Genomic DNA, 19,782 nt, shown 5'->3' with positions numbered 1-19,782 from the left:
CCGGCCGCCAGTGCTGGCGCCGGCGCAGCACCCTCAGGGGTCTACGCCGGCGCCAGCACTTTGTTAAGGGCGGCCCGGATACGCTTTTCGGACACCGAATAGGCGGTCCCGAGTTCGACGGCGAAGAGGCTCACCCGCAGTTCCTCGATCATCCAGCGCACGTGGGTTAACTCCGCGCCCGCCCGCCGCCCGGGCAGCAGCGCGGACGCGGCGTCGTCGTAGTCGTCCTCCAGGGCCTGGACCGCGGCCATGTGCTGGGCGTCCCGCTGCACGTTGCCCGGCAGCTTCTCGAGGCGCTTTTCGATGGCCGTGAGGTAGCGGGGCAGCTGGCTGAGCTGGGCGTAGCCCGTGCGTGCCACGAAACCCGGGTACACCAGCTGCTCGAGCTGGCTCTTGACGTCGTTGAGCGCGCTGATCAGGGCCAGGCTCGTGGTGCCCTTGAGCTGCTTTTCGATCCGGCGGGTACTGGCCAGGATGCGTTCGACGACGGCGGTGACGGTGAAGACGGTGTCGATCAGCTCCGCCCGGACGCTCTCGTAGAGTGCCTTGAAGGAGGCCTCGTCCCACGGCAGCGGGGCCGGCGTGAGTTTGTCGATGGCGGCCAGGGCGCAGTCGGCGATCAGCGCGGCCACGGAACCGTGCGGGTTCTGGCTGAACGTCAGTTTCTCGGTGTTGTTCAGGTGCTCCAGGACATAGCGGTCCGGCGGCGGCACTTTCAGGGCCAGGAGCCGGATGACCCCGCCGCGCATGGCTTCCTGCTGTTCCGACGGCGTCTGGAACAGCCGCAGCGCCACGGACGTTCCCTCATCCACCAAGGCGGGATAGCCGGTGACGGTGTGCCCGCCAACGGTTCCCTGGACCTGGCGCTGGACGGTTCCAAAGGTCCAGTCCTTGAGCCCGGACATTTCGGTGAACCCGCCCGGCGCCGCGGCTGCGGCAGCGGCCAGGGCGGCCGACGGGGACGTGCCGGCCCGTGATGAACGCGCGCCATCCTTGCCGTTCGCGCCGGCTTTCGCCTTCGCCGCGGCATTTCCCTTGGATTGGGGTGCCGTGGTGCCCGGGGTGGCACCGAGGGATTCCGCGATGGCCCGGCGGGTGGCTGGGGCCAGCCGCTCCTGCAGCGCGTTCAGGTCCTTGCCCTCATCCAGCAACTTGCCGCGGGAATCCACCACGCGGAAGCTGACCCGCAAATGCGACGGGACGGCGTCCCAGTTCCAGGAGCCCGGCGGAATGACCTGTCCGCGGATCCGGCGCAGCACCAGTTCCAGCGACGGTTCGAGCTCGTCCGTGGCGGGATCGAAGTCCGCTTCCAGTGCCGCGACGGCCTGGCGGGCCACGTCCGGGGCAGGAACGAAGTTCTTGCGGATCTGCTTGGGCAGCGACTTGATGAGCGCCGTGACGAGTTCCACGCGCTGCCCGGGGATCAGCCAGCGGAACGCGGCATCGTCGAGCTGGTTCAGGAACAGCACCGGCACCTCGGCGGTGACGCCGTCGGATGGATTTGGCGGCGAACCGGGCGCCACGGGGTGAAACTCGTAGCTCAGCGGCAGCTCGAAGCCCTTGTGCAACAAGGTCTTGGGATAGGCCGAATCGTCCAGGGCCGCGGCGTCCTCGCTGATCAGCAGGGACTGGTCGAAGTCGAGCAGCGTGGGATCCTGCTGCCGTGCGTCCTTCCACCACTTGTCGAAGTGCCGCTCCGAGACGACCTCCGCGCCGATCCGGGCGTCGTAGAACTCGAAGAGTGTCTCGTCGTCCACCAGGATGTCGCGGCGCCGCATCCGGGCCTCGAGTTCCTCGACTTCGTGCAGCAGCGCGCGGTTGCGGTGGAAGAACTTGTGGTGGGTCTGCCAGTCGCCTTCAACCAGGGCATGGCGGATGAAGAGCTCGCGGCAGAGCTCCGGATCCACCTTGCCGTAGTTGATCCGCCGGCTCGGGATGATGGGCACGCCGTACAGCGTGACCTTTTCGTGGGCCATCACCGCGCCCATCTTCTTGGACCAGTGCGGCTCGCTGTAGCTGCGCTTGACCAGGTCGGGGGCCACCTGTTCGGCCCAGAGCGGATCGAACTTCGCCGCGACGCGGGCCCAGAGCCGGCTCGTCTCCACGAGCTCGGCGGCCATCACGAACGTGGGTGACTTCTTGAACAGTGCCGAACCCGGGAAAATCGCGAAGCGGCTGCCGCGGGCTCCGGCGTACTCGCGCTTGCGCTCGTCGAGGATGCCGACGTGGCTCAGCAGCCCCGAGAGCAGGCTGATGTGGATGCCGTCGTGGTTGCCCACCGGATCGGCAAGGCGCTTGTTGTCCAGGCTGATGCCCAGCGGGCGGGCCAGCTGGCGGAGCTGGGCGAACAGGTCCTGCCACTCCCTGACCCGCAGGTAGTTGATGAACTCGTTGCGGCAGAGCCGGCGGAACGCCGTGGAGGACAGTTCCTGCTGCTTCTCCTGCAGGTAGTTCCACAGGTTCAGGTAACCGGTGAAATCCGAGTTCTCGTCCCGGAAGCGGGCGTGCTTCTCCGCGGCGAGCTGCTGCTTGTCTGTTGGACGCTCGCGCGGGTCCTGGATGGTGAGCGCGGCGGCCAGGATCATGACCTCCCGGACACAGCCCCGCTTTCCGGACTCCACGATCATCCGGCCGAGCCTGGGGTCCACCGGCAGCTGGGCCAACTGCTGCCCGACGGCGGTGAGCCCGCTTCCGGGACGGCCGGAACCGCGGCGCTGCCCGCCGTCGCGCTGCCCGCCGTCGTCCGTTGGCTCCTGCCGCGCGGCGGTCAGGGCGCCGAGCTCGCGCAGGAGACTGACGCCGTCGTTGATGGCGCGCGAATCCGGCGGCTCGACGAACGGGAAGTTCTCCACGTCCTTCGGTCCGCGGGCCACGCCCATGGCGGTCATCTGCAGGATGACGGCCGCGAGGTTGGTGCGCAGGATCTCCGGATCCGTGAACAGCGGCCGCGACTCGAAGTCCTCCTCGGAGTACAGCCGGATCGCGATACCGTCGGAAACGCGGCCGCAGCGGCCCGAGCGCTGGTTGGCCGAAGCCTGGGAGACGCGCTCAATCGGCAGGCGCTGGACCTTGGTCCGGTGCGAGTAGCGCGAGATCCGGGCCGTGCCGGTGTCGATCACGTACTTGATGCCGGGGACCGTCAGCGAGGTTTCGGCGACGTTGGTGGCAAGTACGATCCGGCGCTTGCTGCCGGGGTGGAAAACCTTGTGCTGCTCCTGCAGGCTCAACCGGGCGAAGAGGGGAAGGACCTCGGTGCCCGCGAGGCGCCGGTTGGACTGGATGCGGGCGTTGAGGGCCTCCGCCGCGTCGCGGATTTCGCGCTCGCCGGAGAAGAAGATCAGAATGTCGCCGTGGGCTTCCAAGGCGAGCTCGTCGACGGCGTCGCACACTGCATCGAGCGGGTCGCGGTCCTCCTCGAGTTCGTCGTCCGCCGCGGCACCTTCTCCGGCTCCATCTTCGGCGCCGCCGGCCGGCTGGGAAAGCGGCCGGTAGCGGATTTCCACCGGGAAGGTCCGGCCCGACACCTCGATGATGGGGGAGGGCTCCTCGTCGCTGCCGAAGTGCTTGGCGAAGCGCTCCGGATCGATGGTGGCCGAGGTGATGATGATCTTCAGGTCCGGGCGCTGCGGCAGGATGCGCTTGAGGTAGCCGAGGATGAAGTCGATGTTGAGGCTGCGCTCGTGCGCCTCGTCAATGATGATGGCGTTGTACTTGCGCAGCAGCCTGTCGCGCTGGATCTCCGCCAGCAGGATGCCGTCGGTCATGAGTTTGACCTTGGTGGACCGGCTGACCTCGCCGGTGAAGCGGACCTGGAAACCGACTTCCTGGCCGATTTCGACGCCGAGTTCCTCCGCGATGCGCTCGGCCACGGTGCGGGCCGCGAGACGGCGGGGCTGGGTGTGGCCGATCAGCCCGTTCTCGCCCAGGCCGAGCTCAAGGCACATCTTGGGGATCTGGGTGGTCTTACCCGAGCCGGTCTCGCCGGCGATGATGGTCACCTGGTTGGCCGCGATGGCGGCCATAAGATCTTCGCGGCGCTCGGAGACCGGCAGCTCGGCGGGGTAGGAAATATGCAATGTCATGGCTGGAGACAGTCTACTGGGGTGGACTGTCCGCTGGGGTGGCGGCGGCTGTGCGGTCCTTCTATCGGGTCCGGCTGCTGCGGCCGGGCTGTTCCGTTGCTGCTTCAGGCCCGGCGCATAGTGAGGGCCCGGCTTGATGGGCCGGGCCCGATGGGCGTGTGGGCAAAACGTGCGCGGACTTAGAAGTTCCGCAGGGTGTAGTTGACGCTCGGCAGGTCCCGGGCCATCCAGTACTCTTCCGAGCGGACGGGCGGGGTGTGACCGAGGCCGTCCTTCCGCAGGGCGGAGATGGTGGCTGCGAGGCCGGCGATGATCAGGACGATGACGGCGATTCCGAGGAGTTCCATACCTCTATGGTTCTCCGGTCCAAGAACTAAAAGAAGTGGCAGAAATGCCCAAAAAGCTATAATTTCTGCCACTGTTCTGTCAGGATGAAATCATGATCAAATCAGTGGCAATGATCGTGGTTCCCAACTTCTCGATCTTCGAGTTCGCGACGGCTTTCGAGGTCTTCGGCATCGACCGCTCGGACCGCGGAAACGGCGTGCCCGCGTTCGATTTCCGCGTCTGCGCGCCCGAGCCGGGCGACGTCCCGCTCAAGTCCGGCCTGTCCATGCACGTCGGTCTCGGGCTGGAAGCAACTGCCGACGCCGACCTGGTGGTGATGGCGCCGTACGGCCGGGACGAGGACGTTCCCGAATCCGTCCTGGAGGCGCTGCGGGCGGCCCATGCCCGGGGCGCCTGGGTGATGTCCATTTGTTCCGGTGCCTTTGCCCTGGCCCGGGCAGGCCTGCTCGATGGCCGCCGATGCACCACGCACTGGCATTACTCCCAGGAACTGGCCAGCCGATACCCGGCCGTGCTGGTGGATGAAAATGTCCTCTACGTCGAGGACGGCCGGATCATCACGAGTGCCGGCACGGCCGCGGGGATCGATGCCTGCCTGCACCTGGTCCGCGTGGAGTTCGGCGCCAAGGTGGCCGCCGCCATCGCCCGGGACATGGTGGTCCCTCCGCACCGGGACGGCGGCCAGGCCCAATACATCGACCGGCCCATTCCGCAGTGCGGCTCGGAACCCATGGAGCAGCTGCTGCAGTGGATGGTCCGGCACCTGGACGAGGAACACGCAGTCAACGAGCTGGCGGCCAGGGTCCATATGTCGCCGCGGACATTTGCGCGGCGCTTCCGTGCGGAAACGGGGGCCACCCCGGCGGCCTGGCTCAATTCCCAACGGGTGCTCCGTGCCCAGGAGCTGCTGGAAACCACGGAGCTCAATATCGACGAAATCGCGAGGGAATCCGGCTTCGGACATTCGGTCCTGTTGCGGCACCACTTTACGAAGGCGCTGGACACCAGCCCGCAGTCCTACCGGCGCACGTTCCGCGGGCACCTGGCCACGGCGTAGCGGGCCCCGGCCCGGCAGGAGCGTCTAGGCAAAGCCCGGCGGCGCCGATTCCTCGGCCGCGGCCCGTGCGCATTCGACGAGGTCGCGCCACGGGCCCGTCAGTTCACGCTCGGGCAGGACCGCCCGCCGTTGATCGGCCCGGATGCTGTACATGAACCGGTCCGGCTGGCCGGATGTCCCGCTGGTCCCGGCGACGTCGTCCCAGGGGCAGGCCTCAATCAGCGGCTGCCACCGGTCGGTGTCCTCGGGCGGCTCGGGCCGGACGGTCCACGTCCTTTTCATTCCGGCCACGCCGCCACTGCGCTGGACAGTTATCTTCATCGGACTCGGACCTTCATCGGACTCGGATCTGCAGGGGCCTGGGCTTATCGTCGGGCTCCCGGGAGCTTGACCTTCACAGTTTCCCACGCGGAGCGCACGGCGTCATGTTCCTTGGAATCCTCGCCGAAAAGCTCCTTGGCAGAGGCGGCTGTTGCCTTGGCGAAGGCACCGAACGTGGCGGTGGGGGACAGCTTGCCGCCCGTCAGGGTCTCGTACCAGATCTGTGCCGGTGCGTCCCAGGCATTGCCGCCGAGGGCGGTGGCCACCAGGCAGAACGCGCGGTTGGGGATGCCGGAGTTGATGTGCACGCCGCCGTTGTCCGCGCTTGTGCGCACGTAGCCGTCCATCGAGTCCGGCTGCGGGTCCTTGCCGAGCACGTCGTCGTCGTATGCCGTTCCCGGAGCCTTCATGGAACGCAAGGCGGCCCCCTGCACCTGGTCCGTGAAGAGGCCTTCACCGATCAGCCAGCTGGCCTCCGCCGTCGACTGCTTCCGCACGTACTGCTCAACGAGGGCACCGAAGACATCGGACATCGATTCGTTCAGGGCGCCGGCCTGGTTGCGGTAGACCAGCCCGGCCGAGTACTGGGTCACGCCGTGGGTGAGCTCGTGGCCAATGACGCTCAGGGATTTCGTGAACCGCCCGAAGACCTGGCCGTCACCGTCGCCGAAGACCATTTGCTGGCCGTCCCAGAATGCGTTGTCGTACAGGCGGCCGTAGTGGACCGTGGCATCAAGGTGCAGGCCTTTGCCGTCGATCGAATTGCGTCCGAAGGCCTCGGCGTAGAGGCGGTGGGTGTGCCCCAGCCCGTCATAGGCCTCGTCGGCGGCGGGATCGCCGGTGGGCGGTTCGCCTTCTTTGCGGACCACGCTGCCGGGCAGCTTCTCGGTGGACTTGGCGTCGTAGACCGTCCGTTCCGGCGGGGACGGCTTGAGTTCCCGCAGGCCCGGACGGCTGCCGGGCCCGGGCACTGCGCGGGAGGCCTGGAACCCCGGGACGTGTTGCAGGGCCTGCTTTGCCCCGTGGGCGGCCCTGGAGAGCTCCGGCTTTTGCTGTGCGGCCAGCCTGCGGAGCAAATAGGGCGGAACGATGGAACAGTACACAGTTGAGAAGAACACTTGAGACCCCCTTCATGCTTCGGAGCCGGCAGGGTAGCCCGCCACCGATGAAAACAGCCTACGAGGGAGCACCGACAATCGGCAGGGGCAAAGCCGCTGGATTTCCGCGATCTTTTGGCGGGATTCTGGGCACAAAAAACCCCGCCGTTTCAATGAAACAGCGGGGTTTGCCGGCGATGCCGGTATTTTGTGCCCTCGATTGGAATCGAACCAACGACCTTCTGCTCCGGAGGCAGACGCTCTATCCCCTGAGCTACGAGGGCAGTCAGGGTTCCTGCCGTTACCGGCGGGACGTCCTAGAGCTTAGCAGGAAGGTGGCCTCCAACGGAAAACCATGGAAAACGGTCGCTCATTTGTGGAGTCAAGTTTCGGTCCAGCGCGGCCTATGTGCGGGGTCCGCAGCTTGGCCGATCCCGCGGATTGGCCGGTCCGCTCAGTAGCGGCGTCAGTAGCCGGTGAACGTATCCACATGGACCCGGCGGGCGCCCGCGCCACGCGCCGCGGCCCGCAGCGAACGCACGCTGGCGGGCGAGCCGGAGATGAAGACTTCCCGGCCGCCGATGTCCGGCACCAGGTCCTTGAGGGCCGCCGCGTCAATTCTTCCGGCGCCTGCGTCCTCCATGTTGGCCGGCGGCGCCGAACCGTCGGCCAGCCGGGCCACGATGCGCGCCCCCGAGCGCTGGAGCTCCTCGGCGTAGCCCAGTTCGGCGGCACTCTTGGCCAGGTACAGCAGGACAACGTCGCGGTCCCCGGCCGGGTTTCCGGCCGACGCCCCGGCCAGCTGGGCCACATACGGGGTGATCCCGATTCCGGCCGCGACGAGCAGCACGGGGGTGGCCGGGTCCCGGGGCAGGACGAAGTCGCCGCTCACCGTGGTGGCGGTGAGCCCGGCGCCGGGTGCCAGGGACAGCAGCGATCGCTTGGCTGAGGACACCGGTTCGGCCGTCCCCACCCCGATCGTCAGCAGGGAGGCTCCGGGGGCGCTGGTCAGGCTGAACACGCGCCGGATTCCCTTGCCGTCACCCTTTCCATCGCCCCTGGCGGCGCGAGCGTCGCCGGCCGTGTCCGGGGGCAGGTGGAGCTCCAGGGCCTGTCCGGGAGCAAAGCGCACCGGACGTTCCGGGCGGAAGCTGAATTCCGTCGTCGTGGGCGTCAGCGGACGGCTCGCGACGAACGCCAGCCGGACCCCGCCCCGCTGTCCGACGGCGAAGGCAAGCGCGTTGCCCGCGAGCAGCGCCAGCTCGGGGGAGTTGGCCACAAACCCCAGGTTGTAGGGGACGGCAAACAGGGCCCCGACGACGGCGGCCAGCGCCAGTTGCTGCCAGCGCCGCGGGGGCAGGGTGAGCGGCTCGGTGAGCATGAACCCGACGAAGAACAGCACCGGCCGCTGCGCGAGCGTCTGCCACAGGGCCTCGGGGAGATTCATCCCGGCCTGGAGCAGATCGGCGGCCACGATGGACACGGCAACCACGGCGAATACGGCGGCCATGGCGAACTTCCGGGTCCGGTAGAGCACCAGCAGCACCCCTGGCAGCACCAGCCAGAGCATGGCCGGCGTCGCGGCCCACCAGGTGGCAATGTTGAGCCCGGTCAGCCCGGCCAGGAACGCGCCGGCCGCGGCCGGATTGAAGATGTGCCGGCCGCGCCAGGCCAGCGCATACTTCGAGGCCGAGGCCAGTACGCAGGCCAGGGCGACGCCGGCGATCTCCGCCAGCTGGAGGCCCTGGGTTGGCTCGCTGGGCCAGAAAAGCTCGCTCGGCCAGAAAAGGAAGTACAGCAGCAGGCCGGTGATGAGTGAGGATTCCGTGTGCGGCCGCACATGGAACAGTGCGGCCAGCCCCTGGCTGGAGGCGTACGTCAGGCCAAGGCACAGGGCAAGGTGGGCCAGCATTTCCGGCAGCCCGAACGTCAGCCAGCCCAGCACATTGAGCAGCAGGCTGTAGCCGGCCAGGACGGCCAGGACCCACAGCACCAGCCGGTACATCGTGAGCCGGCCCAAGGCGGTGTCCAGCCTCGAGCCGAGGGCTGTGGTGGTGATGGCAGTCATGAGAACAGGGCCCCTTCGAAGTCGGCTGAATATTCCGCGTGCCCGTCCGCATAAACCGTGAGCCAGGCGCAATCGAACTCCTGCTCCAGCCGCGGACCGTCGACAAAGAACAACGCAGTGGCCAGCGCATCCGCCACCATCGCGGTCCCGGCCATGGCCCAGCTGGCGACAACGGTACGCACCGGAGCTCCCGTGGTGCCGTCCAGGACATGATGGAACCCGTCGCCCCAGGCGCGCCGGTTGGCGGCGGAAGCGCACAGGGCACCGGCCCCCAGCTGGACGGTGCCGATTGCCCGGGTGGGATCGTAGGGGTGCTCGAGGGCAACCGCCACCGGATCCGGCCCCGGATTCAGCAGGTCCCCGCTGGCATCGATGAAATGCCCGGCGCAGCCGCCGTCCCGCAGCTGGGCGGAGAGCAGATCGGCCAGCTGGCCCTTTCCGGCCGCGCCGACGTCGATCACCACCGGAACCGTGGTGGTCAGCGCGGTGCCCTGCCAGTCCAGCGCATCCTCCCACCGGGGCGCGGGAAGCGGCGCACCGCCCGGGCGCAGGGTGTAGGTGGCGTCGTAGCCCAGGCGCTCCAGGCTCCCGCCGATGAGCGGGGTCATCGCACCCCCGGTGAGCCGGTACAGGGTGCCGTACAGCTCGCCCAGGGCGGCCCCTTCGGCGGGCAGCTCAATGCGGCCAGGCGTCCGGGCTGCGTCGGCAATGAGCGCATCGGGGCGGAACCGGGACCACGCGGCGTCGTACTCCGCCACCGTGGCGAGCAGGCCGCGGCGGAGCTCGCCGGAGAGCCGGGACGGGGTGGAAATCTCCCAGCGGGTCCCGATCCCGTCAAAGCTGAAATGCGCCCAGCCCGGATGCGCCACGATTCCTCTGTCCCTTGTTGCGCTATTGGGCCTGTGACTTGATCTTCGCCACGGCCTGGTTGAAGCCGCCGCTGGTCAGCGAGGATCCGGCCACTTTGGAAACCTTGATCTCGTCGAGCTTCTTGCCAACAACCTGGGACTGGATGCCGCCGGCGAACTCGCCCTGGAACTTTCGGGTGTTCGGATTCGAGGGGTGCTGCGTGATCTTCACGTCGGACACGGCACCGCCGGCCAGCGTCAGCTCCACGCCCACGGTCTCAGTGCCGTTGGGGGAGGTGTAGTTCCCGTCGGCGCTGTACGTGCCGTCCTTGTAGGAACCGGTACCGGCGGTCCCGGAAGCTGCGGGCGGCGCGGCCTCTGCGGCCGGGGCCTGCGCAGAAGGGGCGCAGCCAGCCGCAGTTCCGGCCACGGAGAGGCCGGCAATGCCGACGAGGACGCTTTTGCGGAAGGCGGTATTCATGCGGGACTCGATTCTTTGCGGGGATCGGACAGCGAACAATGTGGAGGCACTGACACGGTTGCAGACGTTGAATTCAGGGTAACGGTTCACCCTTGGTGCGAGGCATCGAAGACCTTGGGTATTCCCGTAACCGGCCCCGCCGTCATGCCGGGTGCCAGATTCCGCCGCACTCCGGGCCCACCGGTAGGCTAGAACTGTGACCCCAGAAGAACTCTCCCTCGCCATATCCGCCTGCCTGAAGGACGCCGTCGCCGCCGGTGACATAGCCCTCTCCGCGGCCGACATCCCGGATGAGGTGCGCGTGGAGCGCCCCAAGAACAGGGACCACGGGGACTGGGCCACCAACGTCGCCCTCCAGCTGGCCAAAACGGCGGGCACCAACCCGCGGGAGTTCGCGTCCGTCCTGAGCGCCCGGCTCAAAACGATCGACGGCGTGTCCGCGGTGGACATCGCCGGCCCCGGCTTCCTGAACATCACCGTGGACGCCGCTGCCGCCGGTGCCCTCGCCAAGGCGATCGTCGAGGCCGGTGCGGCCTACGGCACCAACACCGCGCTCGCCGGGCACGTGGTCAACATGGAGTTTGTCTCGGCCAACCCCACCGGCCCGCTGCACATCGGCCACACCCGCTGGGCCGCCCTCGGCGACGCGATCGCCCGCGTCCTCCGGGCCTCCGGTGCCGACGTCACTGCCGAGTACTACATCAACGACGCCGGTTCCCAGATGAACGTGTTCGCGAACTCCGTGTTCGCCAGGCTGCACGGCCGGGACGTGCCCCAGGGCGGCTACCCGGGCCAGTACATCGCGGACCTCGGCCACGAGGTGCTCACCGAACACCCGGACATCCGCGAACTCACCGAAGTGGCGGCCCTGCCGGTGATCCGGGGCGCCGCCTACAAGGCGCAGATGCATGACATCAAGCAGACGCTGGCCGAGTTTGGTGTCGACTTCGATGTCTACTTCTCCGAGCAGGAGCTCCACGACGCCGGCGCGATCGAGGACGCCGTCGCCCGCCTGCGCGAACAGGGCCACGTGTTCGACGACGGCGGCGCGGTCTGGCTGCGCACCACCGACTTCGGCGATGACAAGGACCGCGTGATGGTCCGCGCAAACGGTGAGCCCACGTACTTCGCCGCCGACGCCGCCTATTATCTGTCCAAGAAGGACCGCGGCTACACCGAGAAGATCTACCTCCTCGGCGCCGACCACCACGGCTACATCAACCGGCTCAAGGCCATCGCGGCAGCCGCCGGGGACGACCCCGAGGTCAACATCGAGGTCCTGATCGGTCAGCTAGTCTCCGTCAACGGCGCCAAGCTATCCAAGCGAGCCGGCAACATCATCGAGCTCAAGGACCTCATCTCCTGGCTCGGCAAGGACGCCGTCCGCTACTCGCTGGCCCGGTTCCCCGCCGATTCGCCGCTGACGCTGGACCCGGAGCTGCTGAAGAAGCACAGCAACGAAAACCCGGTGTTCTACGTCCAGTACGCCCACGCCCGCTCCCGCGGCGCCGCCCGCAACGCCGTGGCCGCCGGCGTGGAGCGCCGTGTGGACGGCATAGACAGCTTCAACGCCGCCCTGCTGGAGCACCCCACCGAAAACGAGCTGCTCTCGCACCTGGGCAGCTATCCCTCGATCGTGGCCAAGGCCGCCGAGCTGCGCGAGCCGCACCGCGTGGCCCGCCACCTCGAAGTGATCGCCGGCGCCTACCACCGCTGGTATGACGCCTGCCGCGTGGCGCCGCAGGGCGAGGAACCCATCACCGACACCAACCGCACCAGGCTGTGGCTCAATGACGCCACCAGCCAGGTGCTGGCCAACGGACTGGAACTGCTGGGCGTCTCGGCGCCGGAACGGATGTGACCGCCATGAGCGCAAATTCAGGACAGTCCCCGCTCGCCCCGGACTGGCTCGAGGTCCCCGCCGACCTCAATGCCCTCCACGAACCGCTGTGGGCGGGCGGTGTTGCGCGCAACGACGACGGCGAGCTCACCATCGAGGGGCTGACGGTCAGTGAGCTTCAGCGCCAGTACGGCACGCCGCTGTTCGTGCTGAGCGAGACCGACTTCCGCGCCCGGGCCCGGGCGTTCAGCGACGCCTTCAACGACGCCTTCGCCGATATTTGCGGGGGAGTGGACGTCTACTACGCCGGCAAGTCCTTCCTGTGCACCTCCGTGGTCCGCTGGGTCGAGGAAGAGGGGCTGCGCCTGGACACGGCGTCCGGCGGCGAACTCGCCGTGGCCTTCCGCGCCGGCATCCCCGGCGCCGACGTCGCCCTGCACGGGAACAACAAGTCCGACGGCGAAATCCACCGGGCGCTGGACATGCAGCTGGGACGGATCGTGGTGGACAGCCTCGATGAGCTCGAACGCGTCGCGGCGATCGCCGCCAACCGGGGCGACACCGCCAGGGTCATGCTGCGGCTGACCCCCGGAGTGCACGCCCACACCCACGAATTCATCGCCACGGCCCACGAGGACCAGAAATTCGGCCTGTCCATGGCCGGGGACTCCACGGACCAGGCCGGACTGTCCGCCGCAGAGGAAGCCGTGGCCGCGGCCACCGGGCACGCCAGCATCGAACTGCTGGGCCTGCACTGCCACATCGGCTCGCAGATCTTCGAACCGGACGGCTTCGCCCTCGCCGCCGAGAGGCTGCTGGACTTCCTGGCAGCGATGCAGTCGAAGTACTCCATCGTGCTGCCCGAGCTTGACCTCGGCGGCGGCTACGGCATCGCCTACACCCCCGTGGACACCCCGCGCCCGGCCGCCGAAATCGCGCAGGCGATGGCCGCCGTCGTCCGTTCCAAATGCGCTGCCCTCGGCATAACCGCCCCCCGGATTTCGATCGAACCGGGCCGCGCGATCGTCGGAAGCACCACCTTTACGCTGTATGAGGTCGGCACGCTCAAGACCGTCCGGGTGGATACCCCGGCCAATGCTGGTGCCGCGGCCGGCGACGACGGAGCCGGGGACGTTACGCACCCGCGCCGCTATGTGTCGGTGGACGGCGGGATGAGCGACAACCCCCGGCCGGTGCTGTACGACGCGGATTATTCGGCGATTCTCGCCTCGCGGAGCTCCGACGCGGCGCCGCAGCTGTCCCGAGTGGTGGGCAAACATTGCGAGAGCGGCGACATAGTTGTTAGAGATGTATATCTGCCCGAGGACGTGGCAGCCGGTGATCTGCTTGCTGTACCGGGGACCGGCGCCTACTGCTGGGCCCTGTCAAGCAACTACAACTATCTGGCCCGGCCGGGCGTTATCGCTGTCAGCGACGGATCTGCCCGGCTCATTGTCCGCGGGGAAACCGAAGAAGATTTGCTCAACCGCGACATGGGAGTCTGAATGTCTGAATTGCGAACCCTGAAAGTGGCCCTGCTGGGCTGTGGCAACGTTGGGGCCCAGGTTGCGCGGATTCTCATTGACGACGCCGACGCCCTGGCCGCGCGCACGGGCGCCCGGCTGGAACTGCAGGGCATCGCGGTGCGCAACCTCGATGCCAAGCGCGACGTCGAGCTGCCGCAGGAGCTGTTCACCACTGACGCCGAAGTCCTCGTCAAGGACGCCGACGTCGTCATTGAACTCATGGGCGGCATTGAGCCGGCCCGGACCCTGATCCTGACCGCCATGCGGCACGGTGCCTGTGTTGTCAGCGGCAACAAGGCGCTCCTGGCCCAGGACGGCCCCACACTGTACGAGGAAGCGGACAAGGCCGGGGTGCAGCTGTCCTACGAGGCCGCCGTGGCCGGCGCCATCCCCATCCTGCGGCCCATCCGCGACAGCCTGTCCGGCGACCGGATCACCCGGGTGCTCGGGATTGTCAACGGCACCACCAACTTCATCCTCGACCAGATGGACTCCACCGGCGCGCAGTTCGCCGACGCGCTGGCCGAGGCCCAGCGCCTGGGCTACGCGGAAGCCGACCCCACGGCCGACATCGAAGGCTACGACGCCGCCGCCAAGGCCGCGATCCTCGCCTCACTGTCCTTCCACACGCGGTTCGCCCTGGAAGACGTCTCGTGCGAGGGCATCACGTCGGTCACCGCGGCGGACATCGCCGCCGCCAAGGAAGCCGGCTTTGTCATCAAGCTGCTGGCCATTGCCGAGAAACTGGTTGACGAGGACGGCAAAACCGGCGTCTCGGTCCGTGTACACCCCACGCTCCTGCCCCGCGAGCACCCCCTCGCCGCTGTCCGCGGTGCATTCAACGCCGTCTTCATCGAAGCCGAGAACGCCGGCGAGCTCATGTTCTACGGCCAGGGTGCCGGCGGCACCCCGACGGCGTCCGCCGTGCTGGGCGACCTCGTCTCCGCGGCCCGCCGCATTGTCCTGGGCGGCCCCGGCCGCACCGAAACCACCACGGGGCACGTGCCATCGCTGCCCATCGACGCGGCCGTCACCAGCTACTACATCGGACTCGACGTCGCGGACCAGCCCGGTGTCCTGGCCAGGATCGCGCAGCTCTTCGCGGAGCACGGCGTGTCCATCGAAATCATGCGGCAGACCATTCACCGCGACGCCGACTCCAACGTGGAATCGGCCGAGCTGCGGATCGTGACACACCGTGCACGCGAAGCCGCACTTGCAGCAACCGTCGAGGCCGTCAGGCGCCTGGACGTCATCAATTCCGTCACATCCGTACTCCGGGTAGAAGGAGTCTAAGTGGCTCACCAATGGCGCGGTGTCATCCGCGAATACGCCGACCGTCTTCCTGTCACGGAAGCGACCAAGGTCATCAGCCTGGGCGAGGGCGGCACCCCGCTCGTGCACGCCCGCCACCTCTCCGAGCTGACCGGCAGCACCGTATACCTCAAGGTCGAAGGCATGAACCCGACCGGTTCCTTCAAGGACCGCGGCATGACAATGGCCATGACGGCAGCGGTGGCTGCCGGCGCCAAGGCCGTGGTCTGCGCCTCCACCGGCAACACCTCCGCCTCCGCCGCGGCCTACGCGACGGCGGCCGGGCTGCAGTGCGCGGTGCTGGTCCCGGAGGGCAAGATCTCCATGGGCAAGCTCAGCCAGGCAGTCGCGCACGGGGCCACGCTGCTGCAGGTGGACGGCAACTTCGACGACTGCCTCGACATCGCCCGCAAGCTCGGCGAGTCCTACCCGGTGTTCCTGGTCAACTCCGTCAACCCGGCCCGGATCGAAGGCCAGAAGACCGGCGCCTTCGAAGTGGTGGATTCGCTCGGCGACGCCCCCGACTTCCACGTGCTCCCGGTGGGCAATGCCGGCAACATCAGCGCGTACTGGAAGGGCTACAAGGAATACGCTGCGGCGTTTGAGTCGTCCACCGCCGGGTCGCTGCCCGCCGTGTCCACCAAGACACCCGTCATGTGGGGCTTCCAGGCCGCAGGGGCGGCGCCCTTCGTGGCCGGCCACCCCATCACCGAGCCCGACACCATTGCCACCGCCATCCGGATCGGCAACCCGGCCTCCTGGGACACCGCCGTGGCGGCCCGGGATGAATCCGGCGGCGTGATCGAGGCCGTCACGGACGAGGAAATCCTGTCCGCGCACCGGTGGCTCTCCGCCCGGGAAGGCGTTTTCGTGGAGCCCGGCTCCGCTGCCGGCGTCGCCGGGCTGATCAAGAAGCACGCGGCCGGGGAGGTGCCGGCAGGCAAGACGATCGTGATCACGGTGACCGGTCACGGCCTCAAGGACCCGCAGTGGGCCCTGCGCACGGAGGACGGCAGTGACGTGCAGCCGGTCAAGGTCTCCAACGACGTCGTCACCGTCGCCGCAGCACTGGGACTGGAAGAAAAATAACGTTGGAAACAACCGTCACCGTCCCGGCCGAGTCAGCTGCCGGCTCCCCGGCTGTTCCGGCGGGCCAGCTGGTCACCGTGCGTGTCCCGGCCACGAGCGCCAACCTGGGCCCAGGGTACGACAGCCTCGGCCTGGCCCTCTCGCTGCATGACACGCTGACCGTGGAAACCCTGGCCAGCGGTGAACTTGAATTCGAGCTCAGCGGCGAGGGTGCCGAGTCCCTGCCCCGCGATGCGACGCACCTCGTGGTCAAGGCCCTGACCGAGGCCCTGCACCGCCTTGGGTTCCGGCACGAAGGCCTGCGGATCACGGCGGACAACGTCAACCCGCACGGACGGGGCCTGGGCTCATCGGCCTCGGCCGTGGTGGCGGCCGTCAGCGCCGCCAATGCCCTGGTTCCGGAGGCCTCCCGGCGTGGCCGCGACTGGATCCTGCAGCTCACAAGCGAAATGGAAGGCCACCCGGACAACGTTGCACCCGCCATTTTCGGCGGACTGGCGCTGTCATGGCAGGACAGTGACCAGTACAGCAGCACGTGCGCGTCCGTGGCGGCCTCGGTGATCCCCGTGGTCGCTGTGCCCGACTACGAGCTCTCCACTGAGGCCGCCCGGGCCCTTTTGCCCGCCTCGGTGGGCCACCATGCCGCGGCCATGAACTCCGGCCGCGCCGCCCTGCTGATCCATGCCCTGACCACGAACCCGGAATTCCTGCTGCCCGGCACCGAGGACTACCTGCACCAGAGCTACCGCGCCGAGGCCATGCGGCCCAGCGCGGAACTGATCGGCGCGCTGCGCCGGGCAGGGCACGCCGCCGTCGTATCCGGCGCCGGACCCACCGTGCTGGTCCTGGCCAACGGCGAAGCGGAAGCCCGTGAGGTTGTGGACTTCATCGGCGCCCACACCGCGGGCAACACGCCGGAAGTGGGCTGGCGCGTGATGAAGCTGGCCGTGGACGTTGAAGGTGCTAAAGTGGAAGTGCACCGGCGGTAAATACGCAGGCGGTAAATTTTTAACCGTTGTAAGACCGCGATGTTGGCCACGTAGCCTCTCTCATCTTTCACTGCGCAATATTTTCCGGTGCCACCTGCTTTCGGTCTGACGCAGGAATCAGCAGAATTGATCTGCCCCCTGAAACTCAGCCCGCCGTTCCTCATTTCTCGGATCGTGCATGGTGAAGCAATATCCGGCCCTGCTGGCCGATATACATCCGGCAAGGCCGAAATCCCGGCTGCAGATCTGAACTGCAGCCCAGATCAAATCACCGCGTCCAGCTCTTAGCCTGGACGCCGTCGAGGGGGAAGGATCCTTCGTGACCGAAACCACTGAGCTGTCTCCGGCTGTGGATACATCTTCTGCTGCCGAATCAACGGCAGCACCCGCCAAGAGCAGCGGCCTTGCAGGCCTTAAGCTCGCCCAGCTCCAGGCCCTCGCCAGCCAGCTGGGCATTTCCGGCGGTTCCCGCATGCGCAAGGGTGATCTGGTCACGGCCATTTCCGCCCACCGCGCAGGCACCCCGGTAAGCAAGGCTCCGGCCCGCGCTGCCGAAAAGGCGAGCGACAACGGCACTGTGTCCCACGCAGCGGCCCCGGCAGCTGCGCCCGCAACAGCGCCCGCCGCCGATGACGCCCCCGCCCAGGAAAGCCCCCGCGCCCGCCGTGGCCGCAGCCGCCGCGCAGGCAGCGACGGAGTCGTCACGGCGCCCGCCGTTGAGGCACCCGCCGCCGCCCCGGCTGAAGCCCCCGCGGTTTCCACCGACTCCGGCGCCTCCGCGACTGGCGAATCCGGTTCTGCCGTTTCCGGGACCGAAGGCAGCGACCGCACGAGGCAGCCGCGCACCCGCAACCGCCGCCGCGGCGAAGCCGCAGCCCAGGCCACCGAGGCCGGCCAGACCGCCGTCGAGGCCCAGGCCGAACAGCCCGCCATTGAACAGCGTGAACAGCGCACTGAACAGCGCGAACAGCGTGAACAGCGCACCGAACAGCGCGAACAGCGTACTGAACAGCGCACCGAACAGCGCGAGCCCGGCAGCGAAGACGGCCAGCGCCGTGACACCCGCACCCGTGGCGGCCGCGACGACTCGGCCGGCACCCGCGAAAACACCCGCGACAGCGATGATTCTGACGGCGGAAGCCGCCGGAACCGCCGCAACCGTCGTGACCGCAACGACCGCGGTGACCGCCAGGGCCAGCAGGACAGCCGCGAGAACTCCTCGCGCAACGACCGCTTCCGCGACCGCAACGACCGCCGCCGCGGGCGTCAGCAGGGACCCGACGTCGACGACGTCGAGGTCACCGAGGACGATGTCCTGCTGCCGGTCGCCGGTATCCTCGACGTGCTCGAGAACTACGCGTTCATCCGCACCTCCGGTTACCTGCCGGGCCCGAACGACGTCTACGTCTCCCTCGCCCAGGTCAAGAAGTACAACCTGCGCAAGGGCGACGCCGTCGTCGGCGCCATCCGTGCACCGCGCGAAGGCGAAGCCCAGCAGGGGAATCAGCAGCAGTCCGCCCGCCAGAAGTTCAACGCCCTGGTCCGCGTCACCTCGGTGAACGGCAAGACGCCGGAAGAGCTCAAGGACCGCGTCGAATTCGCGAAGCTCGTCCCGCTCTACCCCTCCGAACGCCTGCGCCTCGAGACGGACCCGAAGAAGATCGGCCCGCGCGTCATCGACCTCGTTGCCCCGATCGGCAAGGGCCAGCGCGGTCTGATCGTTTCGCCGCCGAAGGCCGGCAAGACGCTCATCCTGCAGTCCATCGCCAACGCCATCACCACCAACAATCCTGAGGTCCACCTCATGATGGTGCTCGTTGACGAACGTCCCGAAGAAGTCACGGACATGCAGCGCACCGTCAAGGGTGAGGTCATTGCCTCCACCTTCGACCGTCCCGCCGACGACCACACCACCGTGGCCGAGCTTTCCATCGAGCGCGCCAAGCGCCTCGTGGAAATGGGCATGGACGTTGTGGTGCTCCTGGACTCCATGACCCGCCTGGGCCGTGCCTACAACCTGGCAGCACCGGCCTCCGGCCGCATCCTGTCCGGTGGTGTGGACTCCGCAGCGCTGTACCCGCCGAAGCGCTTCTTCGGTGCAGCCCGCAACATCGAAAACGGCGGCTCGCTGACCATCCTGGCCACCGCGCTCGTCGAGACCGGTTCCAAGATGGACGAGGTCATCTTCGAAGAGTTCAAGGGCACCGGCAACATGGAACTGCGCCTGTCCCGCCAGCTCGCGGACAAGCGCATCTTCCCGGCCGTGGACGTCAACGCGTCCGGTACCCGCCGTGAGGAAAACCTGCTTTCCCCCGAGGAAGTCAAGATCATGTGGAAGCTGCGCCGCGTCCTGTCCGGACTCGAAACGCAGCAGAGCCTTGAGCTGCTGACCAACAAGATCCGGGAGACCCAGAGCAACGTCGAGTTCCTCATGCAGGTGCAGAAGACGACGCTTGGTGCGAAGTCCGATAACGACAAGTAGCTGGCTTTCGCCGCTCAAAATATGCCGGCCCCGCCCCTCCGCCGGGTGGCCAACGATCTGCGATCGTTAGCCACCCGGCTCCGGCAGGCCCGCAAGGGAGATGACGAGGGCCCCAACCCGAGCTTGCGATGGTTGGGAGTCATCGACTGCACTCCCTGGCCGGCATATTTTGAGCGGCTTCTGGTTTAACTCACCACCCCCTGGCCGGAGCAACGCGGGGTCACCTACGGCCCATCAGGG

At 67.8% G+C, this 19,782-nt stretch carries 14 protein-coding genes and 1 tRNA gene; 7 read left to right on the top strand and 8 right to left on the bottom strand.

All coding sequences use genetic code 11. The annotated features are described in order from the left end of the window. Positions 1-41: 41 nt before the first annotated feature. Together hrpA and AC1DFR_RS09475 are read right to left on the bottom strand one after the other, a co-directional pair. On the bottom strand, positions 42-4,082 hold the full coding sequence (hrpA, locus tag AC1DFR_RS09480; RefSeq protein ID WP_476873188.1) for an ATP-dependent RNA helicase HrpA: 4,041 nt from the start codon (positions 4,080-4,082) through the stop codon (positions 42-44). 179 nt (positions 4,083-4,261) lie between these two features. Beyond that, positions 4,262-4,429: a hypothetical protein gene (locus AC1DFR_RS09475; protein WP_230007826.1), complete on the bottom strand. Its 168-nt coding sequence runs from the start codon at positions 4,427-4,429 to the stop codon at positions 4,262-4,264. 92 nt (positions 4,430-4,521) lie between these two features. On the opposite strand from AC1DFR_RS09475, the gene AC1DFR_RS09470 reads away from it, so the two are divergent. Next, positions 4,522-5,487 carry a GlxA family transcriptional regulator gene (locus AC1DFR_RS09470; RefSeq protein WP_079554497.1) on the top strand — a complete coding sequence of 322 codons (966 nt, stop codon included), beginning with the start codon at positions 4,522-4,524 and terminating at the stop codon, positions 5,485-5,487. Between the two features lie 24 nt (positions 5,488-5,511). On the opposite strand, the gene AC1DFR_RS09465 is transcribed toward AC1DFR_RS09470, so the two are convergent. From AC1DFR_RS09465 to AC1DFR_RS09440, 6 genes are all read right to left on the bottom strand, one after another. Then, positions 5,512-5,808, bottom strand: coding sequence for a protealysin inhibitor emfourin (locus AC1DFR_RS09465; protein WP_230007827.1), 297 nt, complete (start codon positions 5,806-5,808; stop codon positions 5,512-5,514). 44 nt (positions 5,809-5,852) lie between these two features. Continuing rightward, a complete protein-coding gene (locus AC1DFR_RS09460; RefSeq protein WP_476858842.1) occupies positions 5,853-6,926 on the bottom strand; it encodes a M4 family metallopeptidase in 1,074 nt (357 codons plus the stop codon). A gap of 190 nt (positions 6,927-7,116) precedes the next feature. Further along, positions 7,117-7,189 (bottom strand) — tRNA-Arg (locus AC1DFR_RS09455). A gap of 182 nt (positions 7,190-7,371) precedes the next feature. After that, complete coding sequence (locus AC1DFR_RS09450; protein ID WP_476873187.1) at positions 7,372-8,973, bottom strand: FAD-dependent oxidoreductase; 1,602 nt, start codon at positions 8,971-8,973, stop codon at positions 7,372-7,374. Further along, complete coding sequence (locus tag AC1DFR_RS09445) at positions 8,970-9,842, bottom strand: FAD:protein FMN transferase (RefSeq protein ID WP_476848837.1); 873 nt, start codon at positions 9,840-9,842, stop codon at positions 8,970-8,972. The genes AC1DFR_RS09450 and AC1DFR_RS09445 overlap by 4 nt, the downstream gene beginning before the upstream one ends. 22 nt (positions 9,843-9,864) lie before the next feature. Continuing rightward, a complete protein-coding gene (locus tag AC1DFR_RS09440; protein WP_476848838.1) occupies positions 9,865-10,302 on the bottom strand; it encodes an FMN-binding protein in 438 nt (145 codons plus the stop codon). 196 nt (positions 10,303-10,498) lie between these two features. Here AC1DFR_RS09440 and argS point away from each other — a divergent pair, with 196 nt between their 5' ends. From argS to rho, 6 genes are all read left to right on the top strand, one after another. Beyond that, positions 10,499-12,163, top strand: a complete 1,665-nt coding sequence (argS, locus tag AC1DFR_RS09435; RefSeq protein ID WP_476873186.1) for an arginine--tRNA ligase — start codon at positions 10,499-10,501, stop codon at positions 12,161-12,163. 5 nt (positions 12,164-12,168) lie between these two features. After that, positions 12,169-13,647 carry a diaminopimelate decarboxylase gene (lysA, locus tag AC1DFR_RS09430; protein WP_476873185.1) on the top strand — a complete coding sequence of 493 codons (1,479 nt, stop codon included), beginning with the start codon at positions 12,169-12,171 and terminating at the stop codon, positions 13,645-13,647. Beyond that, entirely contained in the window at positions 13,648-14,964 is a 1,317-nt protein-coding gene (locus AC1DFR_RS09425; RefSeq protein WP_028276076.1) for a homoserine dehydrogenase, read from the top strand. After that, a complete protein-coding gene (thrC, locus tag AC1DFR_RS09420) occupies positions 14,965-16,071 on the top strand; it encodes a threonine synthase (protein WP_476873184.1) in 1,107 nt (368 codons plus the stop codon). Positions 16,072-16,073: 2 nt separating this feature from the next. Continuing rightward, positions 16,074-17,060 (top strand): homoserine kinase, encoded by a 987-nt coding sequence (gene thrB, locus AC1DFR_RS09415; RefSeq protein ID WP_476857521.1) that lies wholly within the window; start codon positions 16,074-16,076, stop codon positions 17,058-17,060. Positions 17,061-17,379: 319 nt separating this feature from the next. Continuing rightward, complete coding sequence (rho, locus tag AC1DFR_RS09410) at positions 17,380-19,542, top strand: transcription termination factor Rho (protein ID WP_476873183.1); 2,163 nt, start codon at positions 17,380-17,382, stop codon at positions 19,540-19,542. The last annotated feature ends 240 nt before the right edge of the window (positions 19,543-19,782 follow it).

It is taken from the genome of Arthrobacter sp. 05T410, assembly GCF_056396505.1.
This window is presented reverse-complemented; position numbering and strand designations above follow the sequence as displayed.